Source organism: Streptomyces sp. NPDC055749 (assembly GCF_053617235.1).
The window spans coordinates 67,282-92,103 of sequence record NZ_JBSHFH010000009.1; the positions used below are offsets into that span (position 1 = coordinate 67,282).

Annotated in this window: 18 protein-coding genes; 9 read left to right on the forward strand and 9 right to left on the reverse strand. The window is 70.5% G+C overall.

Features of this window, described 5'->3' with window-relative positions; all coding sequences use genetic code 11:
• Window positions 1-4: 4 nt before the first annotated feature.
• The 4 genes from nuoL (at window position 5) to recQ (ending at window position 7,327) form a co-directional block, all read left to right on the forward strand.
• Complete coding sequence (gene nuoL / locus ACWGO0_RS09220) at window positions 5-1,900, forward strand: NADH-quinone oxidoreductase subunit L (protein WP_453530404.1); 1,896 nt, start codon at window positions 5-7, stop codon at window positions 1,898-1,900.
• A 4-nt stretch (window positions 1,901-1,904) separates the two neighbouring features.
• Window positions 1,905-3,476 carry an NADH-quinone oxidoreductase subunit M gene (locus ACWGO0_RS09225; protein ID WP_453530407.1) on the forward strand — a complete coding sequence of 524 codons (1,572 nt, stop codon included), beginning with the start codon at window positions 1,905-1,907 and terminating at the stop codon, window positions 3,474-3,476.
• Window positions 3,473-5,137 (forward strand): NADH-quinone oxidoreductase subunit NuoN, encoded by a 1,665-nt coding sequence (gene nuoN / locus ACWGO0_RS09230; protein WP_453530410.1) that lies wholly within the window; start codon window positions 3,473-3,475, stop codon window positions 5,135-5,137. The genes ACWGO0_RS09225 and nuoN overlap by 4 nt, the downstream gene beginning before the upstream one ends.
• Window positions 5,138-5,293: 156 nt before the next feature.
• Complete coding sequence (gene recQ, locus ACWGO0_RS09235; protein ID WP_453530413.1) at window positions 5,294-7,327, forward strand: DNA helicase RecQ; 2,034 nt, start codon at window positions 5,294-5,296, stop codon at window positions 7,325-7,327.
• A 1-nt stretch (window position 7,328) separates the two neighbouring features.
• Here the strand turns inward: recQ and ACWGO0_RS09240 are convergent, their stop codons facing one another.
• The 9 genes from ACWGO0_RS09240 to ACWGO0_RS09280 all read right to left on the reverse strand — a co-directional run bounded on the left by ACWGO0_RS09240 (window position 7,329) and on the right by ACWGO0_RS09280 (window position 19,202).
• On the reverse strand, window positions 7,329-10,070 hold the full coding sequence (locus ACWGO0_RS09240; RefSeq protein ID WP_453530416.1) for a fumarate reductase/succinate dehydrogenase flavoprotein subunit: 2,742 nt from the start codon (window positions 10,068-10,070) through the stop codon (window positions 7,329-7,331).
• A 5-nt stretch (window positions 10,071-10,075) separates the two neighbouring features.
• The gene (locus ACWGO0_RS09245; protein WP_453530419.1) at window positions 10,076-10,822 is read right to left on the reverse strand and encodes an ABC transporter ATP-binding protein; all 747 of its coding nucleotides are present in this window, start codon (window positions 10,820-10,822) and stop codon (window positions 10,076-10,078) included.
• On the reverse strand, window positions 10,819-11,676 hold the full coding sequence (locus ACWGO0_RS09250) for an ABC transporter permease (protein ID WP_453530422.1): 858 nt from the start codon (window positions 11,674-11,676) through the stop codon (window positions 10,819-10,821). The genes ACWGO0_RS09245 and ACWGO0_RS09250 overlap by 4 nt, the downstream gene beginning before the upstream one ends.
• On the reverse strand, window positions 11,673-13,055 hold the full coding sequence (locus ACWGO0_RS09255) for an ABC transporter substrate-binding protein (RefSeq protein WP_453530425.1): 1,383 nt from the start codon (window positions 13,053-13,055) through the stop codon (window positions 11,673-11,675). Before ACWGO0_RS09255 ends, ACWGO0_RS09250 begins: the two co-directional genes overlap by 4 nt.
• A 15-nt stretch (window positions 13,056-13,070) precedes the next feature.
• Complete coding sequence (locus tag ACWGO0_RS09260; protein WP_250968247.1) at window positions 13,071-13,298, reverse strand: 4Fe-4S dicluster domain-containing protein; 228 nt, start codon at window positions 13,296-13,298, stop codon at window positions 13,071-13,073.
• 39 nt (window positions 13,299-13,337) lie between these two features.
• Complete coding sequence (locus tag ACWGO0_RS09265; RefSeq protein WP_453530429.1) at window positions 13,338-14,108, reverse strand: GntR family transcriptional regulator; 771 nt, start codon at window positions 14,106-14,108, stop codon at window positions 13,338-13,340.
• A 213-nt stretch (window positions 14,109-14,321) separates the two neighbouring features.
• Entirely contained in the window at window positions 14,322-15,551 is a 1,230-nt protein-coding gene (gene fahA, locus ACWGO0_RS09270; RefSeq protein WP_453530432.1) for a fumarylacetoacetase, read from the reverse strand.
• Between the two features lie 147 nt (window positions 15,552-15,698).
• Window positions 15,699-17,693 (reverse strand): CocE/NonD family hydrolase, encoded by a 1,995-nt coding sequence (locus ACWGO0_RS09275; RefSeq protein ID WP_453530434.1) that lies wholly within the window; start codon window positions 17,691-17,693, stop codon window positions 15,699-15,701.
• Between the two features lie 9 nt (window positions 17,694-17,702).
• A complete protein-coding gene (locus tag ACWGO0_RS09280; RefSeq protein WP_453530437.1) occupies window positions 17,703-19,202 on the reverse strand; it encodes a peptide MFS transporter in 1,500 nt (499 codons plus the stop codon).
• A 156-nt stretch (window positions 19,203-19,358) separates the two neighbouring features.
• Between ACWGO0_RS09280 and ACWGO0_RS09285 the strand changes: the two genes are divergently transcribed.
• From ACWGO0_RS09285 to ACWGO0_RS09305, 5 genes are all read left to right on the forward strand, one after another.
• Window positions 19,359-20,369, forward strand: coding sequence for a polyprenyl synthetase family protein (locus ACWGO0_RS09285; protein ID WP_453530440.1), 1,011 nt, complete (start codon window positions 19,359-19,361; stop codon window positions 20,367-20,369).
• A 397-nt stretch (window positions 20,370-20,766) separates the two neighbouring features.
• Window positions 20,767-22,005 carry a LolA family protein gene (locus tag ACWGO0_RS09290; RefSeq protein ID WP_453530443.1) on the forward strand — a complete coding sequence of 413 codons (1,239 nt, stop codon included), beginning with the start codon at window positions 20,767-20,769 and terminating at the stop codon, window positions 22,003-22,005.
• Window positions 22,006-22,104: 99 nt separating this feature from the next.
• The gene (locus ACWGO0_RS09295; protein ID WP_453530446.1) at window positions 22,105-23,064 is read left to right on the forward strand and encodes an ATP-binding cassette domain-containing protein; all 960 of its coding nucleotides are present in this window, start codon (window positions 22,105-22,107) and stop codon (window positions 23,062-23,064) included.
• On the forward strand, window positions 23,051-23,932 hold the full coding sequence (locus ACWGO0_RS09300; protein ID WP_453530449.1) for an ABC transporter permease: 882 nt from the start codon (window positions 23,051-23,053) through the stop codon (window positions 23,930-23,932). Before ACWGO0_RS09295 ends, ACWGO0_RS09300 begins: the two co-directional genes overlap by 14 nt.
• 196 nt (window positions 23,933-24,128) lie before the next feature.
• Window positions 24,129-24,719 (forward strand): TetR/AcrR family transcriptional regulator, encoded by a 591-nt coding sequence (locus ACWGO0_RS09305; protein ID WP_453530452.1) that lies wholly within the window; start codon window positions 24,129-24,131, stop codon window positions 24,717-24,719.
• The last annotated feature ends 103 nt before the right edge of the window (window positions 24,720-24,822 follow it).

Here is a 24,822-nt window from a genome sequence, read left to right on the forward strand (position 1 = left end):
AATCGTGGAGAACCTGATTGCGCTGCTGGTCGCGGCGCCCCTGCTCGGAGCGGCGGTGCTGCTGTGCGGCGGCCGTCGGCTCGACCGGGCCGGCCACTGGATCGGCACCCTGTTCGCCGCCGCCTCGTTCGTCCTCGGTGTCGTGCTCTTCAGCGCCATGCTGGGGTACGAGACCGAGGCGCGGACGATGCGTCAGTATCTGTACAGCTGGATTCCGGTCGAGGGCTTCCAGGCGGACATCGCCTTCCAGCTCGACCAGCTGTCGATGACGTTCGTTCTGCTGATCACCGGTGTGGGCACGCTGATCCACATCTACTCGATCGGCTACATGGAGCACGACGAACGCCGTCGCCGCTTCTTCGGCTATCTGAACCTCTTCCTCGCGGCGATGCTCCTGCTGGTCGTCGCCGACAACTACCTGTTGCTGTACGTCGGGTGGGAGGGCGTCGGTCTGGCGTCGTACCTGCTCATCGGCTTCTGGCAGCACAAGCCCAGCGCGGCCACCGCCGCCAAGAAGGCGTTCCTGGTCAACCGCGTCGGCGACATGGGTCTGTCGATCGCGATCATGCTGATGTTCACGACCTTCGGAACCTTCGCCTTCGGCCCCGTGCTCTCGGCGACCGGGGAGACGAGCGAGGGCAAGCTGACGGCGATCGGCCTGATGCTGCTCCTCGCGGCCTGCGGCAAGTCGGCCCAGGTGCCGCTGCAGTCCTGGCTCGGTGACGCGATGGAGGGCCCGACCCCGGTCTCTGCCCTCATCCACGCCGCCACCATGGTCACCGCGGGTGTCTATCTGATCGTCAGGTCCGGCGCGATCTTCAACGCCGCCCCCGACGCCCAGCTGGCCGTCGTGGTCGTCGGCGCCGTCACGCTCCTGTTCGGTGCGATCGTCGGTTGCGCCAAGGACGACATCAAGAAGGCCCTCGCCGGGTCGACGATGTCGCAGATCGGCTACATGATCCTCGCCGCGGGCCTCGGCCCCATCGGCTATGTCTTCGCGATCATGCACCTGGTGACGCACGGCTTCTTCAAGGCCGGGCTCTTCCTCGGCGCCGGTTCGGTCATGCACGGCATGAACGACGAGGTCGACATGCGGAAGTACGGCGGCCTGCGGAAGTTCATGCCGGTCACCTTCGTCACCTTCGGCCTCGGCTACCTCGCGATCATCGGCTTCCCGGGCCTGTCCGGCTTCTTCTCCAAGGACATGATCATCGAGGCGGCCTTCGCGAAGGGCGGCACCCAGGGCTGGATCCTCGGCTCCGTCACCCTGCTGGGCGCCGCGATCACCGCGTTCTACATGACGCGCGTGATGCTGCTGACGTTCTTCGGCGAGAAGCGCTGGCAGCCGGACGCGGAGGGCCACGAGCCGCACCCGCACGAGTCCCCGAAGTCGATGACGATCCCGATGATCGTGCTGGCCTTCGGGTCGGTGTTCGCGGGAGGCTTCTTCTCCATCGGCGACCGGTTCATGCACTGGCTGGAGCCCGTCACCGGACACGACCACGGGCACGCACCGGTCAGCGCGGCCACCGTCACCGGCGCCACCATGGTGGTGCTCCTCATCGGTGTCGCCATCGCCTGGGCGATGTACGGGCGCAGGCCGGTCCCGGTCGTCGCCCCGCGCGGCTCGCTGCTCACCCGGGCCGCCCGCCGCGATCTCCTCCAGGACGACTTCAACCACGTGGTCCTGGTCCGTGGCGGTGAGCACCTCACCCGCTCGCTGGTCTACGTCGACCACAGTCTGGTCGACGGCGTCGTCAACGGTACGGCCGCTTCGGTCGGCGGGCTCTCCGGCCGGCTGCGCAAGCTGCAGAACGGCTATGCCCGTACCTACGCGGTCTCGATGTTCGGCGGTACGGCGGTTCTCATCGCCGTGACCCTGCTGATGAGGGCGGTCTGATCACATGTCCTTTCCCCTCCTGACAGCGACGGCGGCGCTTCCGGCGATCGGAGCGATCGTCACCGCCGCCGTCCCGGCCGCGCAGCGCACCGCCGCCAAATGGCTGGCCCTGCTGTTCTCGCTCGGCACCCTCGTCCTGGCGGGCATCGTGTTCGCCCGCTTCGAGCCCGGCGGCGACCGCTACCAGCTGACCGAGTCCCACGCCTGGATCGCGGACTTCGGTGTGCGGTACGAGCTGGGTGTAGATGGCATCGGGGTGGCGCTCCTCGCGCTCACCGCGCTGCTGATCCCGTTCGTGATCCTGGCGGGCTGGCACGACGCCGACCCCCTGGAGACCAAGTCCTCGCGGTGGCGCCCCACTCAGGGCTTCTTCGCCCTGATCCTCATGGTCGAAGCGATGGTGATCCTCTCCTTCGAGGCCACCGACGTCTTCCTCTTCTACATCCTGTTCGAAGCCATGCTCATCCCGATGTACTTCCTCATCGGCGGCTTCGGCGACCGTGCGCACTCCGGCAGCGACGAGAACGCCGCGGCACAGCGTTCGTACGCGGCGGTCAAGTTCCTCCTGTACAACCTGGCCGGCGGACTCATCATGCTGGCCGCGGTCATCGGTCTCTACGTGGTCGCGGGGAGCTTCTCGCTCTCCGAGATCGCCGAGGCCCGGGCCAACGGCTCGCTGGAGATGGCGACCAGCACGGAGCGGTGGCTGTTCCTCGGGTTCTTCTTCGCCTTCGCGGTGAAGGCCCCGCTGTGGCCGCTGCACACCTGGCTGCCCAACGCCATGGGTGAGGCGACCGCGCCGGTCGCCGTGCTGATCACCGCGATCGTCGACAAGGTCGGCACCTTCGCGATGCTCCGCTTCTGCCTCCAGCTGTTCCCGGAGGCCAGCAAGTGGGCGACCCCGGTGATCATCGTGCTCGCGCTGATCTCCATCGTGTACGGGGCGCTGCTCGCGGTCGGCCAGCGGGACATCAAGAGGCTGATCGCGTACGCCTCGATCTCGCACTTCGGCTTCATCGTTCTCGGCATCTTCGCGATGACGAGCCAGGGCCAGTCCGGCGCCACGCTCTACATGGTCAACCACGGGATCTCGACGGCCGCGCTGATGCTGGTCGCCGGATTCCTGATCACGCGGCGCGGCTCCCGGCTCATCGCCGACTACGGCGGGGTGCAGAAGGTGGCGCCGGTTCTGGCCGGGACCTTCCTGATCGGTGGTCTGGCCACGCTCTCGCTGCCCGGCCTGGCGCCGTTCGTCAGTGAGTTCCTGGTCCTGGTCGGCACGTTCAGCGCGTATCCGGCGGCGGGCATCATCGCCACCTCCGGCATCGTGCTGGCCGCGCTCTACGTCCTCGTCCTCTACCAGCGGACGATGACCGGGCCGGTCAAGGCCGAGGTCCGGGGCATGCCCGACCTCAAGGTCCGGGAGCTTGCGGTCGCCCTTCCGCTGATCGCGGTGCTGATCTTCCTCGGGGTCTTCCCGAAGCCGCTGACCGAGGTCGTCAACCCCGCGGTCGAGCACACCATGCAGGACGTACAGAAGCAGGACCCCCAGCCCGAGGTGGAGGCCGCCAAGTGAGCGCAACAGCTGTCCACAGCCTGTGGACAACGGTGGGCGGGGTGACATCGGCCGCTCCGGACGAGAAGTTCACGGCGCCGACCATCGAGTACGCCCAACTGGCACCCGTCCTGATCGTCGTCGGCGCCGCCGTCCTCGGCATCCTCGTGGAGGCCTTCGTCCCGCGCAGGGGCCGGTACTACACGCAGGTCTTCCTGACCGTCGTCGCGCTCGCCGCCGCCTTCGCCGCCGTCATCGGCCTGGCGGCCGGCGGGTACGGCACGACGAAGGCGCACATCGCGGCCATGGGCGCCATCGCGGTGGACGGCCCCGCGCTGTTCCTGCAAGGCACCATTCTTCTCGTCTCCATGGTCGCCGTGTTCACCTTCGCGGAACGGCGCCTGGACCCGGCGACGCACGGAAACCGTGTCGACTCCTTCGCCGCGCAGCCCGGCTCCGTGCCGGGCAGCGACGGCGAGAAGGCCGCGGTGCGGGCCGGATTCACCATGACCGAGGTCTTCCCGCTGGTGCTCTTCGCCGTCGCGGGCATGCTGGTCTTCCCGGCGGCCAACGACCTGCTGACACTCTTCATCGCGCTGGAAGTCTTCTCGCTCCCGCTCTACCTCCTGTGCGCCGTCGCCCGCCGCAAGCGGCTGATGTCGCAGGAGGCCGCGGTGAAGTACTTCCTGCTCGGCGCCTTCTCCTCGGCGTTCCTGCTCTTCGGGATCGCTCTGCTCTACGGGTACGCGGGCTCCGTCTCGTACGCCACCATCGCCAACGTGGTGGACGGCTCCGTCACGGCCGTCGACCCGGCGCTCGCCGACACCATGGGCAACGACGCACTGCTGCTCATCGGCGGCGCGATGATCCTGACCGGCCTGCTCTTCAAGGTCGGCGCGGTCCCGTTCCACATGTGGACGCCGGACGTGTACCAGGGCGCCCCGACCCCGGTCACGGGATTCATGGCCGCGGCCACGAAGGTCGCCGCGTTCGGAGCGCTGCTGCGCCTGCTGTACGTGGTGCTGCCGGGCCTCGCCTGGGACTGGCGCCCGGTCATGTGGGCGGTCGCCATCGTCACGATGCTGGGCGGCGCGATCGTCGCGATCACCCAGACCGACATCAAGCGCCTGCTCGCCTACTCCTCCATCGCGCACGCGGGCTTCATCCTCGCGGGTGTCATCGCCACCACCCCGCAGGGCATCTCCTCGGTCCTCTTCTACCTGGTCGCGTACTCCTTCGTGACGGTCGGCGCCTTCGCCGTCGTCACCCTGGTCCGCGACGCGGGCGGCGAGGCGACGCACCTGTCGAAGTGGGCCGGGCTCGGCCGGCGCTCGCCGCTGGTCGCCGCGGTCTTCGCGGTGTTCCTGCTGGCCTTCGCGGGCATTCCGCTCACCTCGGGCTTCTCGGGGAAGTTCGCCGTGTTCAAGGCGGCGGCGGAGGGCGGCGCGGGCGGCCTGGTCGTGGTCGGTGTGATCTCCTCGGCCATCGCCGCGTTCTTCTACATCCGGGTCATCGTCCTGATGTTCTTCAGCGAGCCGAAGGCGGACGGCCCCACGGTCGCCGTCCCGTCCCCGCTGACGATGACGACGATCGCGGTCGGAGTGGCCGTGACGCTGGTGCTGGGCCTGGCCCCGCAGTACTTCCTCGACCTGGCGAGCCAGGCCGGAGTGTTCGTGCGGTAGCCGGAGAAGCACACACTGTCCTCCACGCCGGACGGGCTCGGACTTCGAGCCCGTCCGGCGTTGTCGTAGGCGCCGCCTATCGTGGTGGGGGACGGGACGAAAGCCGGACAGGGCGGACCACGGGGGACAGAGCAGATGAGCGGGACGGGCGTGACCATGAGTGTGGACGGGAGCGAAGCGCGGCAGACGCTTCACCGGGTGTTCGGGTACGAGGCGTTCCGCGGCGAGCAGGGCGCCGTCATCGACCATGTGGTGGCGGGCGGCGACGCGGTCGTGCTCATGCCGACCGGTGGCGGCAAGTCCCTCTGCTACCAGATCCCGGCGCTGGTCAGGCCCGGCACCGGCATCGTGATCTCCCCGCTGATCGCCCTCATGCAGGACCAGGTGGACGCCCTGCGGGCGCTGGGCGTGCGCGCCGGGTTCGTCAACTCCACGCAGGACTTCGACGAGCGCCGCTCCATGGAGTCCCAGTTCCTCGCGGGCGAGCTGGACCTGCTGTATCTGGCCCCCGAGCGGCTGCGCCTCGACTCCACCCTCGCCCTGCTCGCCCGTGGCGAGATCTCCGTCTTCGCCATCGACGAGGCGCACTGCGTGGCGCAGTGGGGCCACGATTTCCGCCCCGACTACCTTGCCCTCTCCGTGCTGGGCGAGCGCTGGCCCGACGTACCCCGCATCGCGCTGACGGCGACCGCGACGGACGCCACGCACAAGGAGATCACCCAGCGTCTGGGGATGCCGGACGCCAAGCACTTCGTCGCGAGCTTCGACCGGCCCAACATCCAGTACCGCATCGTGGGCAAGTCCGACCCGAAGAAGCAGCTGCTGACCTTCCTCAAGGAGGAGCACGCCGGGGACGCGGGCATCGTCTACTGCCTCTCGCGCAACTCCACCGAGAAGACAGCGGAGTACCTCTGCCGCAACGGCATCGAGGCCGTGCCGTACCACGCGGGTCTGGACGCCGGGACGCGCGCGCTCCACCAGTCGCGCTTCCTGCGCGAGGAGGGCCTCGTCGTCGTCGCGACCATCGCCTTCGGCATGGGCATCGACAAGCCCGACGTCCGCTTCGTCGCCCACCTCGACCTGCCCAAGTCCGTCGAGGGGTACTACCAGGAGACCGGCCGCGCCGGCCGTGACGGCGGCCCGTCCACGGCCTGGATGGCGTACGGCCTCCAGGACGTCGTCCAGCAGCGCAAGATGATCCAGGGCGGCGAGGGTGACGAGGCGTTCCGGCGCCGCGCCGCCTCCCACCTCGATTCGATGCTGGCCCTGTGCGAGACGGTCCAGTGCCGCCGGGCCCAGCTCCTGACGTACTTCGGCCAGGAGCCCGGAGCGGCGACCTGCGGGAACTGCGACACGTGCCTCGCCCCGCCCGAGACCTGGGACGGCACGGTCGTCGCACAGAAGCTGCTGTCCACGGTGGTGCGGCTGAAGCGGGAGCGCGGCCAGAAGTTCGGCGCGGGCCAGATCATCGACATCCTGCTCGGCCGGAAGACCGCGAAGATCATCCAGTTCGATCACGACCAGCTCTCGGTCTTCGGCATCGGCGAGGAGCTGGCCGAGGCCGAATGGCGGGGAGTGGTGCGTCAGCTGCTCGCGCAGGGCCTCCTCGCGGTCGAGGGCGAGTACGGCACGCTCGTGCTGACCGACGACAGTGCCTCCGTGCTCGGACGTGAGCGGGAGGTGATGCTCCGCAAGGAGCCGAAGAAGCCCACGTCCCGTTCCTCGTCCTCCTCGAAGGGCGAGCGCAAGGGGAAGGCCGCCGTCGCCGACCTCCCGGAGGCAGCAGTCCCCGTCTTCGAGGCGCTGCGCGCGTGGCGCGGTGCGCAGGCGAAGGAGCTGGGGCTCCCGGCGTACGTCATCTTCCACGACGCCACGCTGCGGGAGATCGCCGCTCTGCGCCCCGGCTCGGCGGCCGAGCTGGGCGGGATCAGCGGCCTGGGCGAGAAGAAGCTCGCCACGTACGGCGAAGGGGTGCTGGAAGTGCTCGCGACGTTCGGAGAGGCGGAGGCGGGCGCGGAGACGGGGGCTGTGGACGCGGGAGCCGTGGGCGCGGGCGCGAAGGAAGCGCCGCGACCTGCCGTACCGGCGACCAGGGAAGCCCCAGGCCGCCCCGTCCACGCCGCCGCAGCAGCCTCCGCGGCCCCGGACCCCGAGTTCGGCTGGGACGAGGAACCGCCCGAGTACGAGTGAGTCAGGCGCCGTTGAGCACCGCCCCCCTGGCCGCGTAGGAGCGTACGTCCGCGTCCGGGTCGGTGAGCACTCCTGCCAGGGCTTCCCGGGCGGCGTCGTGCGCCGTGTGGTGGAGCAGCGCCAGCACCGCCGCCTTGCGTACGTCGGCGTTCGGGTCGCCCAGGGCTCCGGTCAGCGGGGCGATCGCGGAATCCGGGTCCGCCGGGGAGAGCGCCGTCGCCGCCCCCGCGCGGACCTGCCACGCCGGATCGGAGAGGGCCGCGACCGCCGTCGCCGCGTACGCGGGCGGGCACCCCGTCGCCGCGAGCGCGGCCAGGGCGGCGGCGCGGACCAGCGCGTCCCCGTCCTCCAGCAGCGGGGCGAGCGGCTCCGGGGCGGGGGAGTGCGTGGCGGCCAGCCCCTTCGCGAGGGCCACCCGGACCTCGCGTGACGGGTCGGCAGCGGCCCCTGCCAGGAAGCCCACCGCGTCGACCGAGACGAGCGCCCGTACCGAGTGGATGCGGACGTCGATGACCGGGTCGTCGAGCGTGCGGGCGTACAACTTGGCGTCCCCCAGCCGCAGTGCCCGCAGGGTGTCCAGCGCGGTGGCCCGTACGACGGGGTCGTACGAACCCAGAGCGGTCACCAGCGGTTCGCGCAGGGCGGGTTCGGCAGGCAGCACCTCGACCAGTTCCCGCAGGGAGGCGGCAGCCGCCGCCCGCACCGACGGCGCGGGGTCGGCGAGCGTCGCGGCCAGGGCCGGGCCCGCGCCCTCCGGCGTCGACTCGGTGAGGGCGGCCACGGCGGCGCGGCGGACGGCCGGGTCCGCGTCGGCCAGATACGGGGCAAGGGCGGAAAGGCCCGGCTGGTCGTCGGCGAGGGCGAGGAGTTCGAGGATGCGGGGGGACGGTCCTGACGGCTCCGGGACAGCGCCGGCGGGGCCGGGTTCGGAAGCCGTCGCGGTACGGGGGCCGGACGACGGGACGGTGTCGCGTCGCCCCGCCGTGGCGACGTGCTCGGGCTCGACCTCGCCGATCTCGCGCGAGGGCCCGCCCACGGGGGTGAACCCGTCGACCGGGACGAGATACGGGGCGACCGGCCGGGCCGTGAACTCCATCGCGCCCGAAGGCGACTTGCGCAGGTCCAGGTGGTGGAACCAGTCCGTGTCGTCGCGCTCGGGATGGTCCGTACGCTCGTGGTAGAGGCCCCAGCGTGACTCCGTGCGGGCCAGCGAGGAGCGGGCCGCCATCTCCGCGCAGTCCCGGATGAAGCTCACTTCGGCGCACCGCATCAGTTCGTGCGGGGTCTTGGCACCCATCTCCGCGATGTCGGTGCGCATCCGCTCGAACGACTCCAGCGCCAGCGAGAGCCGGGCCCCCGACTTGGGCGGGGCCACGTAGTCGTTCACGAAACGGCGCAGCTTGTACTCGACCTGGGGCTGAGGCGGCCCCTCCGGGTTGCTCAGGGGCCGGTAGATCAGCTCGTGGGCCTCTCGCAGCTGACCGGCGGGCAGCTCGCCCTCGTACGCCGTGAACTGCGAGGCGTCGGCGCCCGCGAGGTCGCCGAAGACGAACGCCCCGATCATGTAGTTGTGCGGGACGCAGGCCAGGTCCCCGGCCGCGTACAGGCGCGGCACCGTCGTACGGGCGTGGTCGTCGACCCGGACGCCGGAGGCCGAATGGCCGCCGCACAGGCCGATCTCGGAGATGTGCATCTCGATGTCGTGGGTGCGGTAGTCATGACCCCGGTTCGCGTGGAACGTGCCCCGCGTCGGCCGTTCCGTGGAGTGCAGGATGCCTTCCAGGGCGCTGACGGACTCCTCGGGAAGGTGGCTCAGCTTCAGATACACGGGGCCCCGGTCCGAGGCGACCTCCGCCGCGAACTCCGCCATCATCTGGCCCGACCAGTAGTCGGAGTCCACGAACCGTTCGCCGTGCCGGTTCACCTGGTAGCCGCCGAACGGATTGGCGACGTAGGCGCAGGCAGGGCCGTTGTAGTCCTTGATCAGCGGGTTGATCTGGAAGCACTCGATGCCGGTCAGTTCGGCGCCCGCGTGGTACGCCATGGCGTACCCGTCACCGGCGTTGGTGGGGTTCTCGTACGTTCCGTAGAGGTAGCCGGAGGCAGGCAGGCCAAGGCGCCCGCACGGTCCGGTGGCGAGGACGACGGCACCGGCGCGGACCGTGACGAACGCTCCGGTACGGGTGTTGAAGGCCGCGGCGCCGATCGCGCGGCCGTCGTCGCCGGTGAGGATGCGGACCGGCATCACCCGGTTCTCGATCCGGATACGTTCCCGCATCTCACGGCGCCTCAGCTGCCGGTAGAGAACCTTCTTGACGTCCTTGCCCTCGGGCATCGGCAGCACGTACGAGCCGGAGCGGTGCACCTGGCGCACGGCGTACTCACCGTGCTCGTCCTTCTCGAACTTCACCCCGTACGACTCCAGACGCTGCACCATCGCGAAGCCCCGCACCGCGGTCCTGCGGACCGTGGACTGGTCGACGATGCCGTCGTTGGCACGGGTGATCTCGGCGACGTAGTCGTCGGGTTCCGCCCTGCCGGGGATGACGGCGTTGTTGACTCCGTCCATGCCCATGGCGAGGGCGCCCGAGTGACGGACGTGCGCCTTCTCCAGCAGCAGGACGGATGCGCCGTGCTCGGCGGCGGTGAGGGCCGCCATGGTGCCGGCCGTGCCGCCCCCGACGACCAGTACGTCGCAGGAGAGTTCCTCGGCGTCGGCGAGGGCGGGGATCTGCACGGTCATGCCTTTCAGTGGGCGGGAGTGAGTGATTCGAGGACCTCGCGGCGCAGCGCGACGGTCTCCGGGTCGGCATGCGCGGCGCGTGAGCGTGGACGCGGCACGTCCAGGACGCGCCCGCCGGGCAGCAGCGCCACCCGGTCGCCCAGGAACAGGGCCTCGTCCACGTCGTGCGTGACGAAGACGACCGTGGCGCCCGTGCCGTCCAGGACGTCGACGAGCAGGTGCTGCATCCCGGCCCTCGTCCGGGCGTCCAGCGCGCCGAAGGGTTCGTCCATCAGGACGGCGCGCGGCTCGGCCGCCAGCGCCCTGGCCAGCTGGACGCGCTGGCGCTGGCCGCCCGATACGCGGTGCGGGAGCTTCGCCCCGTGGCCGTCCAGGCCGACGCGGGCCAGCCAGGCGTCGGCACGCTGTCCGCGTTCGGCGCGCGGGACGCCCCGGATGGCGAGGGGCAGTTCGACATTGGCCCGCAGCGTGCGCCACGGCAGCAGCGCGTCGTCCTGGAAGACGAGGGCGCGTTCGAAGTGGGGTGCGGTGACCGGCTCGCCGTCCTGGGTGACCTCGCCGCCGAGCGCGGGCAGCAGTCCGGCGAGAGTGCGCAGGAGAGTGGACTTGCCGCAGCCGGACGGTCCGACGACGGCGAGGATCTCGCCGGGGACGACATCGAGGCCGATGCCGTCCAGCACCGGGGCCCCGGCCCTGCCGAGCACGGCACCGCGCAGGGTGAGCCGTACGCCTCGGGACGTGGTGGTGGTCATGGGTGCACCCGCTCCTTCGTCAGGGGGGCCGGCTCCGCGGCCGGGAACACGGGCCCGCGGTGCCGTACGCGGGACGGCGGCCGGTTCTCCGTACGCGGCAGCCACCGGGTGAGCCGGCGGCCCAGCAGCTCCACCGCCGTCGAGGTGATCCAGCCGAGCAGGCCGATCGTGGCCATGCCGACGAACACGCCCGGGTAGTCGACGACCGTGTAGTCCTGCCAGGTGCGGTACCCCACTCCGTACTCGCCGGAGATCATCTCGGCGGAGATCACACAGATCCACGAGACTCCGATGCCGACGGAGAGCCCGCCCAGGATGCCGGGGAGCGCGCCGGGCAGGACGACGGAGCCGAGGATCCGCCACCGGCCGCCGCCCATGGTCAGGACCGCCTCTTCCCACACCGGGGTGAGCGCACGCACCGCGTGCCGGGTGGAGACCATGATGGGGAAGAACGCCGCGGTGCAGGTGATGAAGACGATTCCCTGTTCGTTGCTGGGGAAGAGCAGGATCGCCACCGGCACCAGCGCGATGGCCGGTACGGGGCGCACGACTTCGAGGACCGGGCCGAGCAGATCGGCGGCCGTCCGCGAACGGGCGATGGCTGTGCCGGCCGTGATGCCGAGGACAGTGGCCAGGGCGAAGCCGGTGACGATCCGGCTCAGGCTGTCGGTGAGGTCCTGCCAGTACGCGTCGGTGCCGAGCCGGTCGCCGAAGGCACGGGCCACATCGGTCACGGTCGGGAACTGTTCGAAGCGCAGCCACAGATTGATGTCGAAGGCGGTCAGCAGCTGCCAGGTGCCCAGCGCGGTCACCAGGGACATGGCCCGCAGCACGATCGACCACCGGCCGCTCATGAGGCGCGGGCCCGTTCGAGCGCGGTGGCGTACGGGACGGTCCGGGCGCCGGGGTGGGCGGCGATGTCCGCACGGGCGGCGGACTCGGTGACGTACGGCCGCAGTCCGGCGCCCTGGCCGGCGGGGTCCGACACCCAGACCGCCCGGTCCGCGAACCACAGGGTTCCGGTCCTCGCGTCGGGGACGTACGCGGCGCGGACCCGGTCCCGGTGCGCGGCGACGTGGCGCAGGACCTCGGTGGGTGTGGCGAACGCCGACGTGGTGTCCTCGCCCTTCAGCCAGACCTCGCCGCCCCGGGCGGCGGGCGGACCGGCCGCCCGGGCCTTCGCGTAGCCGGAGCCGTGCACCCGCTTGACGTACTGCTCGTCGACGAAGGCGTCCACGTCGACATCGCCGACCAGCTTCGCCGAGCGCAGCACCGGGACGTCCTTCTTGAGCGCCGCCACCAGCGCGGGTTTCACCGTCGTGTCGAACGTCGCGATGCCCTGGGCGCCGTTGTAGAGGTGGACCACCTCGGCTGGCAGCCCGGTGGACTTCGCCACCGACTCCGAGGCCGCGAGCGGGTTCCGGTTCAGATAGTCGGTGGCCCTGCCCTGGGCGCGCAGGAAGTCCTCCAGTACGGCGGGCCGCTTCTTCGCGAAGTCCTCGCGGACGGTGACTCCGTGGAAGGTCGGAAGGTTCAGCTCCGCTCCGTCGTAGACCGCCTTCGCCCGGCCCTGGAACGCCAGCAGTCCGGGCCACGCCACGAACTGCGACAGAGCGTCCGCGCTGCCCGCCTGAAGTGCGGACGCGCCCACCGCGGGCTGCTGGTTGAGCTTGCGGATGTCCTTCTCCGGGTCGATCCCGGCCTGTTGGAGCGCGCGTACGAGCGTTCCGTCGGCGGCCGATCCGACACTGGTGGAGACCTTCTTGCCGCGCAGGTCGTCCAGCGAGTCGAGGGGCGAGCCGGCGGCGGTCACGACGGTGTTGAGGCCGCCGCGCAGGTTGTAGCCGGTGACCGAGACGAGCTTGGTGGGGCGGTCGAGCTGCTCGCCGCGGGCCGCGTTGATCAGCAGCGGGAAGTCGCCCATCGAACCTATGTCGATCTTCCCGGCCGTCATCTGGGCGGTGATCGGTGCGCCGGTCGCGTAGTCCTGCCACTTCACCTCGTACGTGACGCCGTCCCGCTTCCCGCGGGCGCGCAGCTCGTCCTCGAAGTAGCCGAGGGAGCGCAGCAGGGTGCCCGCCGTGACGGTGTTGATGGTCCTGGACTGATAGCCGACGGTCACCGTGACCGTGTTGCCGTCACCGGCGCTCGCCTCGCCCCCGCAGCCCGCTGTGAGCGGGACGAGCAGCGCGGCGGTGAGCAGGGCGCCGGCGCGGATTGCCGTACGTCGCATGGGAGAAGGGGCCTTTCACCGGAGGAGGTAGGGCATGTTGACCGTGACCGCGTCGGTGGGACACCGGGCCGCGCACGGGCCGCAGTACCAGCACTCGTCGACATGCATGTACGCCTTGCCGCTCTCCGGGTTGATGGCCAGGGAGTCGAGCGGGCACATGTCGACGCAGAGGGTGCAGCCGTCGATGCACTTCGACTCGTCGATGGTCACGGGCACGTCGGCCCGCTGGGGCGCCAGAGGCATGGTGGTCTCCAGGAAAGTGGGGAGGGAGGAAGCAGGGGGTCAGGCGGACCTGTGCAGCAGACCGCTCATGCTGATGCGGTCGCCGCGGAACCGGATGAACTCCAGGTCCACGGGCCGCCCGTCACAGAGATGGGTCAGGCGTTCCAGCAGCAGGACGGCGGAGCCGTGCGGGGTCTCCAGGACGGCGGCGGAGTGCGCGTCGGCGTTGACGGCCTCCAGGGTGATCTCGGCGGTGCCGAGCTGTTGGCCGGTCAGGGACTCCAGCAGCCGGAAGACATCGGTGTTCTCCAGGTCGCAGCCGATCAGGCCGGACCCGATGTCCATCGGGATGTAGGTGAGGTCGAGGGACAGCGGCAGGCCGTTCAGCAGCCGGCGCCGTTCGATGTAGAGCACATCGGTGTGCTCCGCGATCCCGAGCCGCCGGGCGACGGTTCCGGGGGCGGGCACGGGCCCGACGGTACGGACTTCATTGGTGACCCGGCCGTGTTCGTGCAGGGTCTCGGCCAGACCCTGGAGCCGGTCCAGGCCGTGCGGGTACTTCTCGGAGACGACGACTGTGCCGACGCCGGGCTGCCGCTCCACCAGGCCCTCGGCGCGCAGCAGGTCCAGGGCCTGGCGGACGGTGTTGCGGGAGACGCCGTAGTCGGTGCCGATGCTGTCCTCGTACGGCAGTACGCCACCAGGAAAGCCGCCGGTGCGCACTTGGTGGCGCAGCAGGTCGGCGAGCAGCCGGGCACGGTCCGCGCGCAGTCGGCGCCGACGGGCGGCGGCGAGGGGCACGGTGTGCTCACGGATGCGTTCGGCTGACATGCGCTGGACCATACCGACGGGGTCCGCGCGGTGGTGTTGCCGCAGTGTTGCGCCACTTGGGCGCTCCGGTGGTACGGCTGTGAGCTGCGGTTTCCCTTGGGCGCGACGAAGATCTGCCACCCGGGCGACCACCCCTCGGACACCGGGGTGGCCTTACGGGCCTACAGCGGGACGGACGGTGCCGGTGGGTTCACCACCCGCACCTGTCCGCTGTCATGGCGCGGGTACGATCCGCCCGGTCACCTCGCCGAGACCGACGCGTGTGCCGTGCGGTCCTGGGGCCCACGCGGTCAGGGTGACCGTGTCGCCGTCCTCCAGGAACGTCCGCTTCCCCTCGGGGAGGTCCAGCGGGTCGCGGCCGTTCCAGGTGAGCTCCAGGAGGGAGCCGCGCTGGGCCGGTTCGGCGCCGCTGACGGTGCCGGAGCCGTACAGATCGCCGGTACGCAGCGAGGCGCCGTTCACCGTCATCTGCGCCAGCTGCTGGGCGGCCGTCCAGTACATCGACGAGAACGGCGGCTCGGACACGAGGTGGCCGTTGATCGCGACCGAGATCCGCAGATCGATGCCGCCGTGCTCCTCCTCGTTCGCGTCGTCGAGGTAGGGGAGCAGCGGGAAGTCGCGGGCGGGCGGCTGCGTGCGGGCCGCGTCCAGTGCCTCCAGCGGTGTCACCCACGCCGAGACGGAGGTGGCGAAGGACTTGCCGAGGAACGGGCCCAGCGGCACGTACTCCCACGCCTGGATGTCGCGCGCCGACCAGTCGTTGAGCAGGCAGAGTCCGAAGACGTGCTCGCGGAAGTCGGCGAGCGGCACCGCGGTGCCCTGCTCCGAGGGGACGCCGACGACGAAGCCGACCTCCGCCTCGATGTCCAGCTTCACGGAGGGCCCGAAGACGGGCGCCGGGTCCGAAGGAGCCTTGCGCTGGCCCGAGGGACGCGCCACATCCGTACCGGAGACGACGACCGTGCCGGCCCGCCCGTGGTAACCGATGGGCAGGTGCTTCCAGTTGGGGGTCAGCGCGTCACCGTCGGGCCGGAAGATTTTGCCGACGTTGGTGGCGTGGTGCTCGCTGGCGTAGAAGTCGACGTAGTCCGCGACCTCGTACGGCAGATGGAGCGTCACCGAGTCGACCGGGTACAGCAGGGGCTCGACATCCGCGCGGTGCGCCGGGACCGTCACCCAGGCCGTCAGCGCGCGCCGTACATCGCGCCAGGCGGTGCGGCCCGCTGCGAGCAGGGGCATCAGGCTGGGCTGTGCGAGCAGTTGCGCATACGGCGAGCCGAGCGCGTGTGCCGCGGCACCGGCGTCCAGCACGTGGTTGCCGATGCGGACGCCGACCCTGCGGTGGTCGGCGTGGTCGGGGGTGGAGAACACACCGTACGGAAGGTTGTGCGGACCGAAGGGGTCGCCCTCGGCCAGATCGAGCGGGCTGCTCTGCTCGGGCATGTGTTGCTGCCTCGCTTTCCAGGTCACTTGAAGGACACGTTACGTCGGTGTTGCTACCCAACGGCAGTGTCTCAACTGTGCCTAATGCCCGGAAAGTTCCGTGGGGTCCCCGGAAAACCGGGAACCCCACGGGCAAACATGTCCGGATCAGCCCGCCGTGCGCGGAATGCGCTTCTCCCAGGTCCGGTGGAAGACGACCTCGTCGCCGTCCTTGCAGATCACTTCGTTGGAGGTGATGAAGTCCTCAGCGTCCGCGGAGATCTCGGAACGGGTCTCGATCCTCACGTCCCAGGCGATCTCCGGGCGGTGCAGCCGGATCGTCCAGTCCGAGCGGGTGCGCGCGGAGAGCGGGTCGTGTTCCTGGATGGTGTACGTCTCCACCGCGTCCTCGGTGAATTCGAGCCCGTCCGGGTAGACGCGCGTGCCGCCGTAGCGCGGGTCGACCTCCATGCGCCACTCGCCCTTGGCGACGTCACGGACCACCAGGCGCTCCGGGCGCTGTTCGTCGAGCGTCGCCGGGTACACGACGCCGAGCGGTTCGGACTGCTCCGGTTCGCCGAACGTGATGCCGTTGTCCTCGGTGTGGCGGCGCACCGGAAGCTCGACGAAGCTGCCCTCCGCGTCCAGCGTGAAGCCCGCCGAACCGGCCTGCGGCCAGATCCACGGCCAGTACGAGGACGAGACCGCGAGCCTGATCCGGTGGCCGCGCGGGAAGGTGTGCCCGATGCCGTTCAGCTCGAAGGTCACGTCCTCGGTCTCCCCGGCGGGCCAGTCCTCGGACCGGTCGCGGCCGTGGCGCGCGGAGAGGTTGAGGACGCCGCGGGTGACGAGGGTGGAGGAGCCGTCGGGGGCCACGTCGCAGAGCCGGGCGATGGCCTGTCCGCGCGGTACGTCCATCCGGATGCGGAGCTTCACCCTCGGGCGGCCCAGGATCTCGATGGGGGCGTCCGCGACGGGGAATTCGAACGAGACGGACTTGGCGTCCTCGTCGCGCTGGTCGGGCGGCAGGTCGCCGTCGTTGCCGAAGGGGAAGAAGCGGCCGGCGTCCACCCCGGTCTGCTGCGGCGAGAGGACGGTCTGCGGGCCGCCCTGGAGGGCGTACACGACGGGGGAGACGAGCTCCGAGGGCCAGCTCGCGTCGCCGACCCAGCGGCCGGGGAGCGTCTCGTAGACCGTGGCGGGCGGGTGCGAGCCGCTGATCCAGGAGCGCAGCAGGGGCTCGTTCATCACCCCGTTCTCCGCGCCCTTGAGGTGGTGGTCCCACCAGCGCAGCGTCTCCTGGAGGAAGCCGATGGCGGGGCCCGGCGGCAGCCCGCGGTCCGGGTACTGGTGCGACCACGGGCCGATCAGCCCGCGTACCTTCCCCGGGTCCAGATGCTCGACCAGCCGCAGCACGGTGTCGCGGTACGGGTCGTGCCAGCCGCCCACCGCGAGCACGGACGCCTTGACGGCGCCGTAGTCCTCGCAGACGCTGCCGTGCTTCCAGTAGTCGTCGCGGGTCTGGTGGGCCAGCCAGGTGTGGATGAACGGATCGACCGCCTCCAGCCGGTTCAGCCACATCTCCTTCCACTTCTCGCCGACCTGCGCCGGGTCCGGCGGCCGGGAGACGAAGGCCAGCATGGTGGCCGCCCAGGCGTGCATGTCGACGGCGAGGACCGAGCCGCCCATGTAGTGGACGTCGTTGTCGTAGCGGTCGTCGGTCGAGCAGACCGTGACGATCGCCTTCAGGGGCGCGGGGGCGAGCGCGGCGAGCTGGAGCGAGTTGAAGCCGCCCCAGGAGATGCCGAACATGCCCACGTTGCCCGAGCACCACTCCTGCTGGGCGAGCCAGTGGATGACCGCGACCCCGTCGGCCAGCTCGGTCGCGTCGTACTCGTCGCCCGGCAGGCCCTCGCTGTTGCCGTGCCCGCGCACATCGACGCGTACGGAGGCGTAACCGTGCCCCGCGTACCAGGGATGCCGCTGCCAGTCCCGCGGAGCCGTCCAGTCGCTCAGCCGGTAGGGCAGGTATTCCAGCAGCGCCGGTACGGGTTCGTCGGTGACCGGCCGCCAGATCCGGGCGTACAGCTTCGTGCCGTCCGGCAGCGGGATGTACAGGTCCTCGCGGGTCGTCTCGTACGGGAACTCAGTGCGGATGTGCATGGCGGTACCTCAGTGGACGGGGTGCATGGTGCGCTTGAGCCACGGTCCGGCGGCCATGACGGCCAGCCCGGCGACCACCGCGATCGCGCCATTGACACCGAAGTAGGCGGGGTTGGAGACCTCGCCGTACAGCTTCACGACCTGGGCCTGGATGCCGTTGGCGAGCGCCAGGGACAGGAACCACAACGCCATCGTCTGGCTGGCGAACGCCTTGGGGGCGAGCTTGGTGGTGGCGGACATGCCGGAGGTCTCCAGCAGGACGTCGCCGAGTCCGAGCAGGAGGTACGAGCCGACGATCCACCAGGCGGCCATCTGATACGTGTCGTCGGCGTGCCCGGAGGTCGGCAGGACCATCAGGAGGAAGGACAGACCGCCGAGGACGACCCCCATGGCGATCTTGTTGGAGGCGTGCGGCTGGCGCGGGCCCATCCGCACCCAGACGGCGGCCACGACGGGCGCGAGCAGCACCTCGAAGGCGCCGAGCGCGGAGGCGTACCAGCTCGCCGGGAAGTGGAAGCCGAAGATCTCGGTACGGGCGTTGGTCGACGCGAGCAGCATCATCGTCGAGTACGCCTGGAAGAGGATGAAGTTGAAGGCGACCGAGGCCAGGAACAGCACGACGTACGGGCGCAGCCGCCCGCGCTCCTCCGCGGTCACCCGGGGGCTGCGGAACATCACCACGAAGTAGACGGCCGGAGCGATCACCGAGATCAGGGTGAGCAGGTCGACGAAGCGGTCCATCGTCAGCCAGCCCGCGAGGGCCAGCGCGGTGGCGAGGAGTGCGAAGACGACGATGCCGACGGCGATGAGAAGCAGGGCGCGCCGCATCGGCTCCGGGGCGAGGGCGAACTCGGCCGCGTGCTTACGCCCGGCCAGGTGACGCCGGCCCGCCACGTACTGGATGAGGCCGAACGTCATGCCGACCGCGGCGGCCGAGAACCCCCAGTGCCAGCTCGCGTGCTCGCCGAGCCAGCCGGTGATCAGCGGTCCGGCGAAGGCGCCGATGTTGATGGCCATGTAGTAGAGGGCGAATCCGGCGTCGCGCCGGTCGTCGTCGGTGCGGTAGAGCTTGCCGACCATCGAGGCGACGTTGGGCTTGAGGAGGCCCGTTCCGGCGCTGATCAGCCCGAGGCCGACCCAGGTCATGGTGTCGGTCGGCACGGCCATCGAGTAGTGGCCGCAGGCGATGAGGATGCCGCCGTACAGGACGGCGCGGTACGAACCGAGGATCCGGTCGGCCAGCCAGCCGCCCGCCACGGAGACGAGATAGACCAGGGTGCCGTAGGCGGCGGAGACCGACGCGGCCGTTCCCGCGTCCATGCCCATGCCGCCGTTGGACACCTTGTCGGCGAAGAAGAGGACGAGGATCGCCTGCATGCCCAGGAACGAGAACCGCTCCCAGACCTCCAGTCCGGACAGGGTCATCAGGCCCCGCGGCTGGCCGAAGAAGGCGCGGTCGTCCTCCGGCGGCGGCTGGGTCTGCTCGGTATCGCTGGCGCTGTGGGACAAAGGGACAACTCCTGATCGTATGAGCTGATCCCGAACATACCGGCGGTCGCGGGAAGGCGCCCACGGTGATCCAAAGGGGACCGGATACGCTGACTTGAGTGAAGACAGCGACACATCGACATTCCGTGTGATCGTCAGCAGACAGGAGATCCCCTCGTGACCGTCGTCGGGCCGTTCGGACTGTGCGTTCGGGACCAGGCTCTTGAGGCCGATGTCCAGACCGGTTTGGCCGCTGTCGAGGCGGGTCTGCTCGAAGCCACCAAGAGTGAGGTGCCCTTCATCACGGAGGCCGCACAGCACCTGGTACGTGCAGGGGGCAAGCGGTTCCGTCCGCTGCTGGTGATGCTGGCTTCCCAGTTCGGTGACCCCGACGCACCGGGTGTCGTGCCCTCGGCCGTGGTCGTCGAACTGACCCACCTGGCGACGCTGTACCACGACGACGTGATGGACGAGGCGGACGTACGCCGCGGGGTGGACAGCGCCAACACCCGCTGGGGCAACTCGGTCGCCGTCCTGACCGGGGACTTCCTCTTCGCCCGCGCCTCGCACATCCTGGCCGATCTCGGCCCCGAGGCCGTACGCATCCAGGCCGAGGCGTTCGAACGCCTGGTCACCGGTCAGATCCTGGAGACCGCGGGCCCGCGCGACGGCCGCGACCCGGTCGGTCACTACCTCGACGTCATCGGGGGCAAGACCGGCTCGCTGATCGCCGTGTCCGGGCGGTTCGGCGCGATGATGTCCGGCGCCGACGAAGCGGTCGTCGACATCCTCACCCAGTACGGGGAGCGGCTCGGCGTCGCCTTCCAGCTCGCCGACGACGTACTCGACATCGCCTCCGACACGCACGAGTCCGGCAAGACGCCCGGCACGGATCTGCGCGAGGGCATCCCGACCCTTCCCGTCCTGCTGCTGCGGGCGCAGGCGGCGGCCGAGGGTAAGCCGGACGACCTGGAGCTCGTGGAGCTCCTGGACGGCGACCTGAGCGACGACGCCCGCCTCGCGGAGGCGCTGCGCAGGCTGCGCGCCCACCCGGCGCTGGAGCAGGCGCGACGGGACACCGTCCGCTACGCACAGGAGGCACGGGCCGCGCTGGCACCGCTGCCGGAGTGCTACGCGAAGGCCGCGCTCGAAGAGCTCTGCGACGCCGTGGTGCACCGCGCGGGCTAGGGTCTGTCCGGCGGATCAGGGTCGGATAGGACGCGGCGTCTGGTGCGGTGCATCGCAAGGCGCCGGAGCGTCCTAATAGCGGAGCTATTCGGGCGTTTTGGCAACGCCGCGAGGTGCCGTGCCAGACGCCGTGGCCCCGGCCATGATCCGCCGGACAGGCCCTAGAGTCCGTCGGGTTTCGGCCCGGGCTTCGCACGGCAACCCTTACTGGAAGGGTGACCCCGGGCGGCTCGGTGTCATACCGGAGCAGTACGTGGAGTTGATCCCGCGGGCTGACGCTTGTCGTCGCCCGATTTGGTCAGATGGAGAACAACCACTCCTGACCACATCGGGTGAGCAGGGCGGCAGGGAGTGGCTCAGCGCGATGGAAGCCGCCGACCACGGAGGTAGGGCACACATGGCACCGAACGACAGCGCGGAGACCACCGGCGAGGCCACGGGCACGGTCGTGCGACGCCGCAGGGCGGCGCGCTACATCGTCCCCGTCGCGGTCGCGGGGGTGGCGGCGGCGACGATCGGTCTCGTCCCGGCGCTGGCGGATTCCGGGGACCCGGAGCTGCCGAAGATCACCGCTCAGGAACTCATCGAGAAGATCGCCGCATCGGACCAGCAGCAGCTGTCCGGCACGATGAAGGTCACCGCCGACCTCGGACTCCCGTCGATCGGCGGGCTCGCGGGCTCCTTCGCCCCGGGCGGCGCGGACAAGGGGGGCGACGGCTCCGCCGCCGACCCGCAGGCCAAGCTGATGGAACTCACCTCCGGCACGCACACGCTGCGGCTGGCGGCCGACGGCCCCGACAAGCAGCGTCTCTCGATCCTCGGGGACGCCGCCGAGTACAGCCTGATCCACAACGCGGGCGAGGTCTGGGCGTACGACAGCAAGTCCGACGAGGTCTACCACGCCGAGGCGGACAAGGCCGGGGCGGGCACCGAGGGCAAGGAGCACAAGGCGCCGGAGGGTGTGCCCACCACGCCCCAGGCGCTGGCCGAGGAAGCGCTCAAGGCCGCGGGTGACACCACGTCGGTCACGGTCGACGGCACGGCGCAGGTGGCGGGGCGCGACGCGTACCAGCTGCTGATCAAGCCGAAGCAGTCCGGCTCGACGATCGGTTCGGTCACGATCGCGGTCGACGCGGAGAACGGCGTACCGCTGAAGTTCACCCTGGCCCCGAGCAGCGGCGGCAAGGCCGTGATCGACGCCGGTTTCACCAAGGTCGACTTCGGGAAGCCGGACGCGTCCTCCTTCACCTTCACCCCGCCCAAGGGTGCGAAGGTGACCGAGGCCGAGGATCTGAAGGCCGAGGCCGAGAAGAACGGCAAGGCGGACAAGGCCCCCGAGGAACTCGGCGCGCTGGAGGGCTTCCAGGGGCTCAATGTGATCGGCGAGGGCTGGACCTCCGTCGCCGAGATCGAGATGCCGGGCGGCGCGGGTCTGCCCACGCAGGGCGCCGAGGGCGTGCCGGCCGAGGCGCAGCAGTTCCTCGACGCGCTGGGCGGCCGGGTCACCGGGACGTTCGGCTCGGGCACGGTCTTCAAGACCCGCCTGGTCAACGCGCTGATGACGGACGACGGCAAGGTCTACGTCGGCGCCGTCACGAAGGACGCACTGGTGCGCGCGGCCGACACCGCCAAGTAGTCACCACCCTGTGAGCCGCCCCGCCGTACGCTCCGTACGGCGGGGCGGCTCCGTACGGTGGGACCGTCCGCGCAGCCGGGACCGTGACTGGGAGTGCGTATGAGAGACGCAGGGGCCGGGGAAGCGGCCGTCATCGAGACGAGAGGTCTCACCAAGCGGTACCGCGGCGGCTCGCTCGCCGTGGACGGGCTCGACCTGCGCGTCCCCGCGGGCAGCGTCTTCGGCTTCCTGGGGCCCAACGGCTCAGGCAAGACCACCACGATCCGGATGCTCATGGGCCTCATCGACCCGACATCCGGCACCGCGCGGGTCCTCGGCAGGCCGATGCCCGCCGGGGCCCGTTCCGTACTCCCGCAGGTCGGCGCGCTGATCGAGGGGCCCGCGCTGTACGGCTTCCTGACCGGCCGGGACAACCTGGTGCGGTTCGACTCCGCCGACCCGACCGCCGACCCCCGTACCCGTCGCGCCCGGGTCGAAGGCGCCCTGGACCGGGTCGGGCTCGCGGCGGCGGCAGGCAAGAAGGCCAAGGCGTACTCGCTCGGGATGAAGCAGCGCCTCGGGCTCGCCGCCGCCCTCCTCAGGCCGCGCCTCCTCCTCGTCCTCGACGAGCCGACCAACGGCCTGGACCCGCAGGGCATGCGCGAGATCCGTTCGCTGATCCGGGAGCTGGCGGCCGAGGGCACCACCGTCTTCCTGTCCTCGCACCTGCTCGACGAGATCGAGCAGGTCTGCACGCACGCCGCCGTGATGGCGCGGGGCCGGCTCATCACCCAGGGCTCCGTCACCGAACTCGCCGCGGGCTCCAGGGGCCGCCTGGCCGTCACCACCCCGGACCCGGTCGAGGCCGCCCGCGTCCTCAAGGAGCTCGGGGTCACCGGCCTGGTGGCCGACGGGCAGCGGGTGACCGCCGACGCCCCGCCGCTCGGCACGGACCCGGCCGAGCTGAACGCGGCGCTGGTACGGGGCGGGGCCCGCGTACGGTCCTTCGGGGTCGAACGGGCCTCGCTGGAGGACGCCTTCGTCGCACTCACCGGAGAGGGATTCGATGTCGCAGGCTGAACTCACCGGCGTCACCACGCCCCGCAACCCCCTGTGGACGTTCGGGATCCTCCGTTCCGAACTGGTCACGACCCTGCGCCGCGGACGCACCTTCGTCCTGCTCGCGGTGCTCGCCGCCGTTCCCGTACTGATCGGCATCGCGGTGAAGATCGAGACAGGCGGCGGCGGGCCTTCGGGCGGGCCCGACGGAGCGGCGGGACCCGCGTTCCTCGCCCAGGTCACCAACAACGGTCTCTTCCTGGTCTTCGCCTCGCTCGCCGCCACCCTTCCGGTGTTCCTGCCGATGGCGGTCGGTGTCGTCGCGGGTGACTCGATCGCCGGCGAGGCCGGCGGCGGCACGCTGCGCTATCTGCTGGTCGCCCCGGCGGGCCGGACCAGGCTGCTGCTCGCCAAGTACGCGTCCGTGCTGGTCTTCTGCCTGGTCGCGACGGTGGTGGTGGCGGCGTCGGCGCTGGCCGTCGGCGTGCTGCTGTTCCCGGTCGGCGATGTCACCACGATCTCGGGGACCCGGATCGGCTTCGGCGAAGGGCTGGTGCGCGCCGGTCTCGTCGCCGTCGCCGTGGCGGCTTCACTGATCGGATTCGCGGCGCTCGGACTGTTCGTGTCGACGCTGACCAACAGCGGGATCGCGGCGATGGCCGCCACCGTCGGGGTGCTGATCACCGTGCAGATCCTGGACACGATTCCGCAGCTCGACGCGGTGCATCCGTATCTCTTCCCGCACCACTGGCTGTCCTTCGCGGACCTCCTGCGCGAGCCGGTCCACTGGGACGGGCTCGTCGACAACCTCGGTCTGCAGGGGCTCTACGCGGCGGTGTTCGGTTCGGCCGCCTGGGCGCGGTTCACGGCGAAGGACATCACGACGTGAGCGGACGAGGGGGGTTCGCCCGTGCCGTCGGCCGGTCGAGCCGTCCCCCGATCGGCTCGTCGCGGCACGACGGCACGAACGGTGCGAACTGCAGGAACGTGACGACACGGTACGTTCCGTTTCCGCGTGGTTATTGTTCGACTTCTGACGACACGCTGTCAACAAGAAATGGCTCGAATCCACCTATGCTCACCGAATGATCACATCGCCGAGTTCCCAGCGCCGGAGCGAGCGATCACGTAAGGCCACGCTCGAGGCCGCTCTCGACCTGTGTGCGGAGAAGGGTTACGCCCGCGTCACCGTCGAGGCCATCGCGGCCCGCGCGGGCGTGAGCAAGAAGACGATCTACCGCTGGTGGCCCTCGAAGGGCGCGGTGATGCTGGAGGCGTTCACCGAGGGCCTCGTGGGCGCCACCCCGTTCGTCGACACCGGCGACATCGCCGCGGACCTTCGTACGCACATCACGTCGGCGGTGAAGCTCCTCTCCACACCGCCGTTCGGTCCCGCCTACGCGGGGATCCTCTCCGAGGTCCATCACGACGACGACCTCGCGGCGGCCGTCAGGGAACAGCTGGTCGAACCACGCTTCGAGCGCGCGGTGGGACGCCTGCGCAGCGCCCAGGAGCAGGGCCAGATCCCGGAGGGCGCGGACCTGCCGCTGGCGGTCGAGATGCTGTACGGGCCCGTCTACTACCGCCATGTGCTGCGCAAACCGATCCAGGACGAGGCGACGATCGCCTCCCTGGTCGATCACGTGCTGCGGTCGCTGGGAGCGCCCGGCTTCTGAGCCCGGTGCGCCACGACCGGGTGGCGGAGCGGGCCGGGTGGCTCGATGCTGGTCTGGAGCATGCCGGAGTGCGGGGTGCGCAGGGCCTTCGACGGTGGGGTGA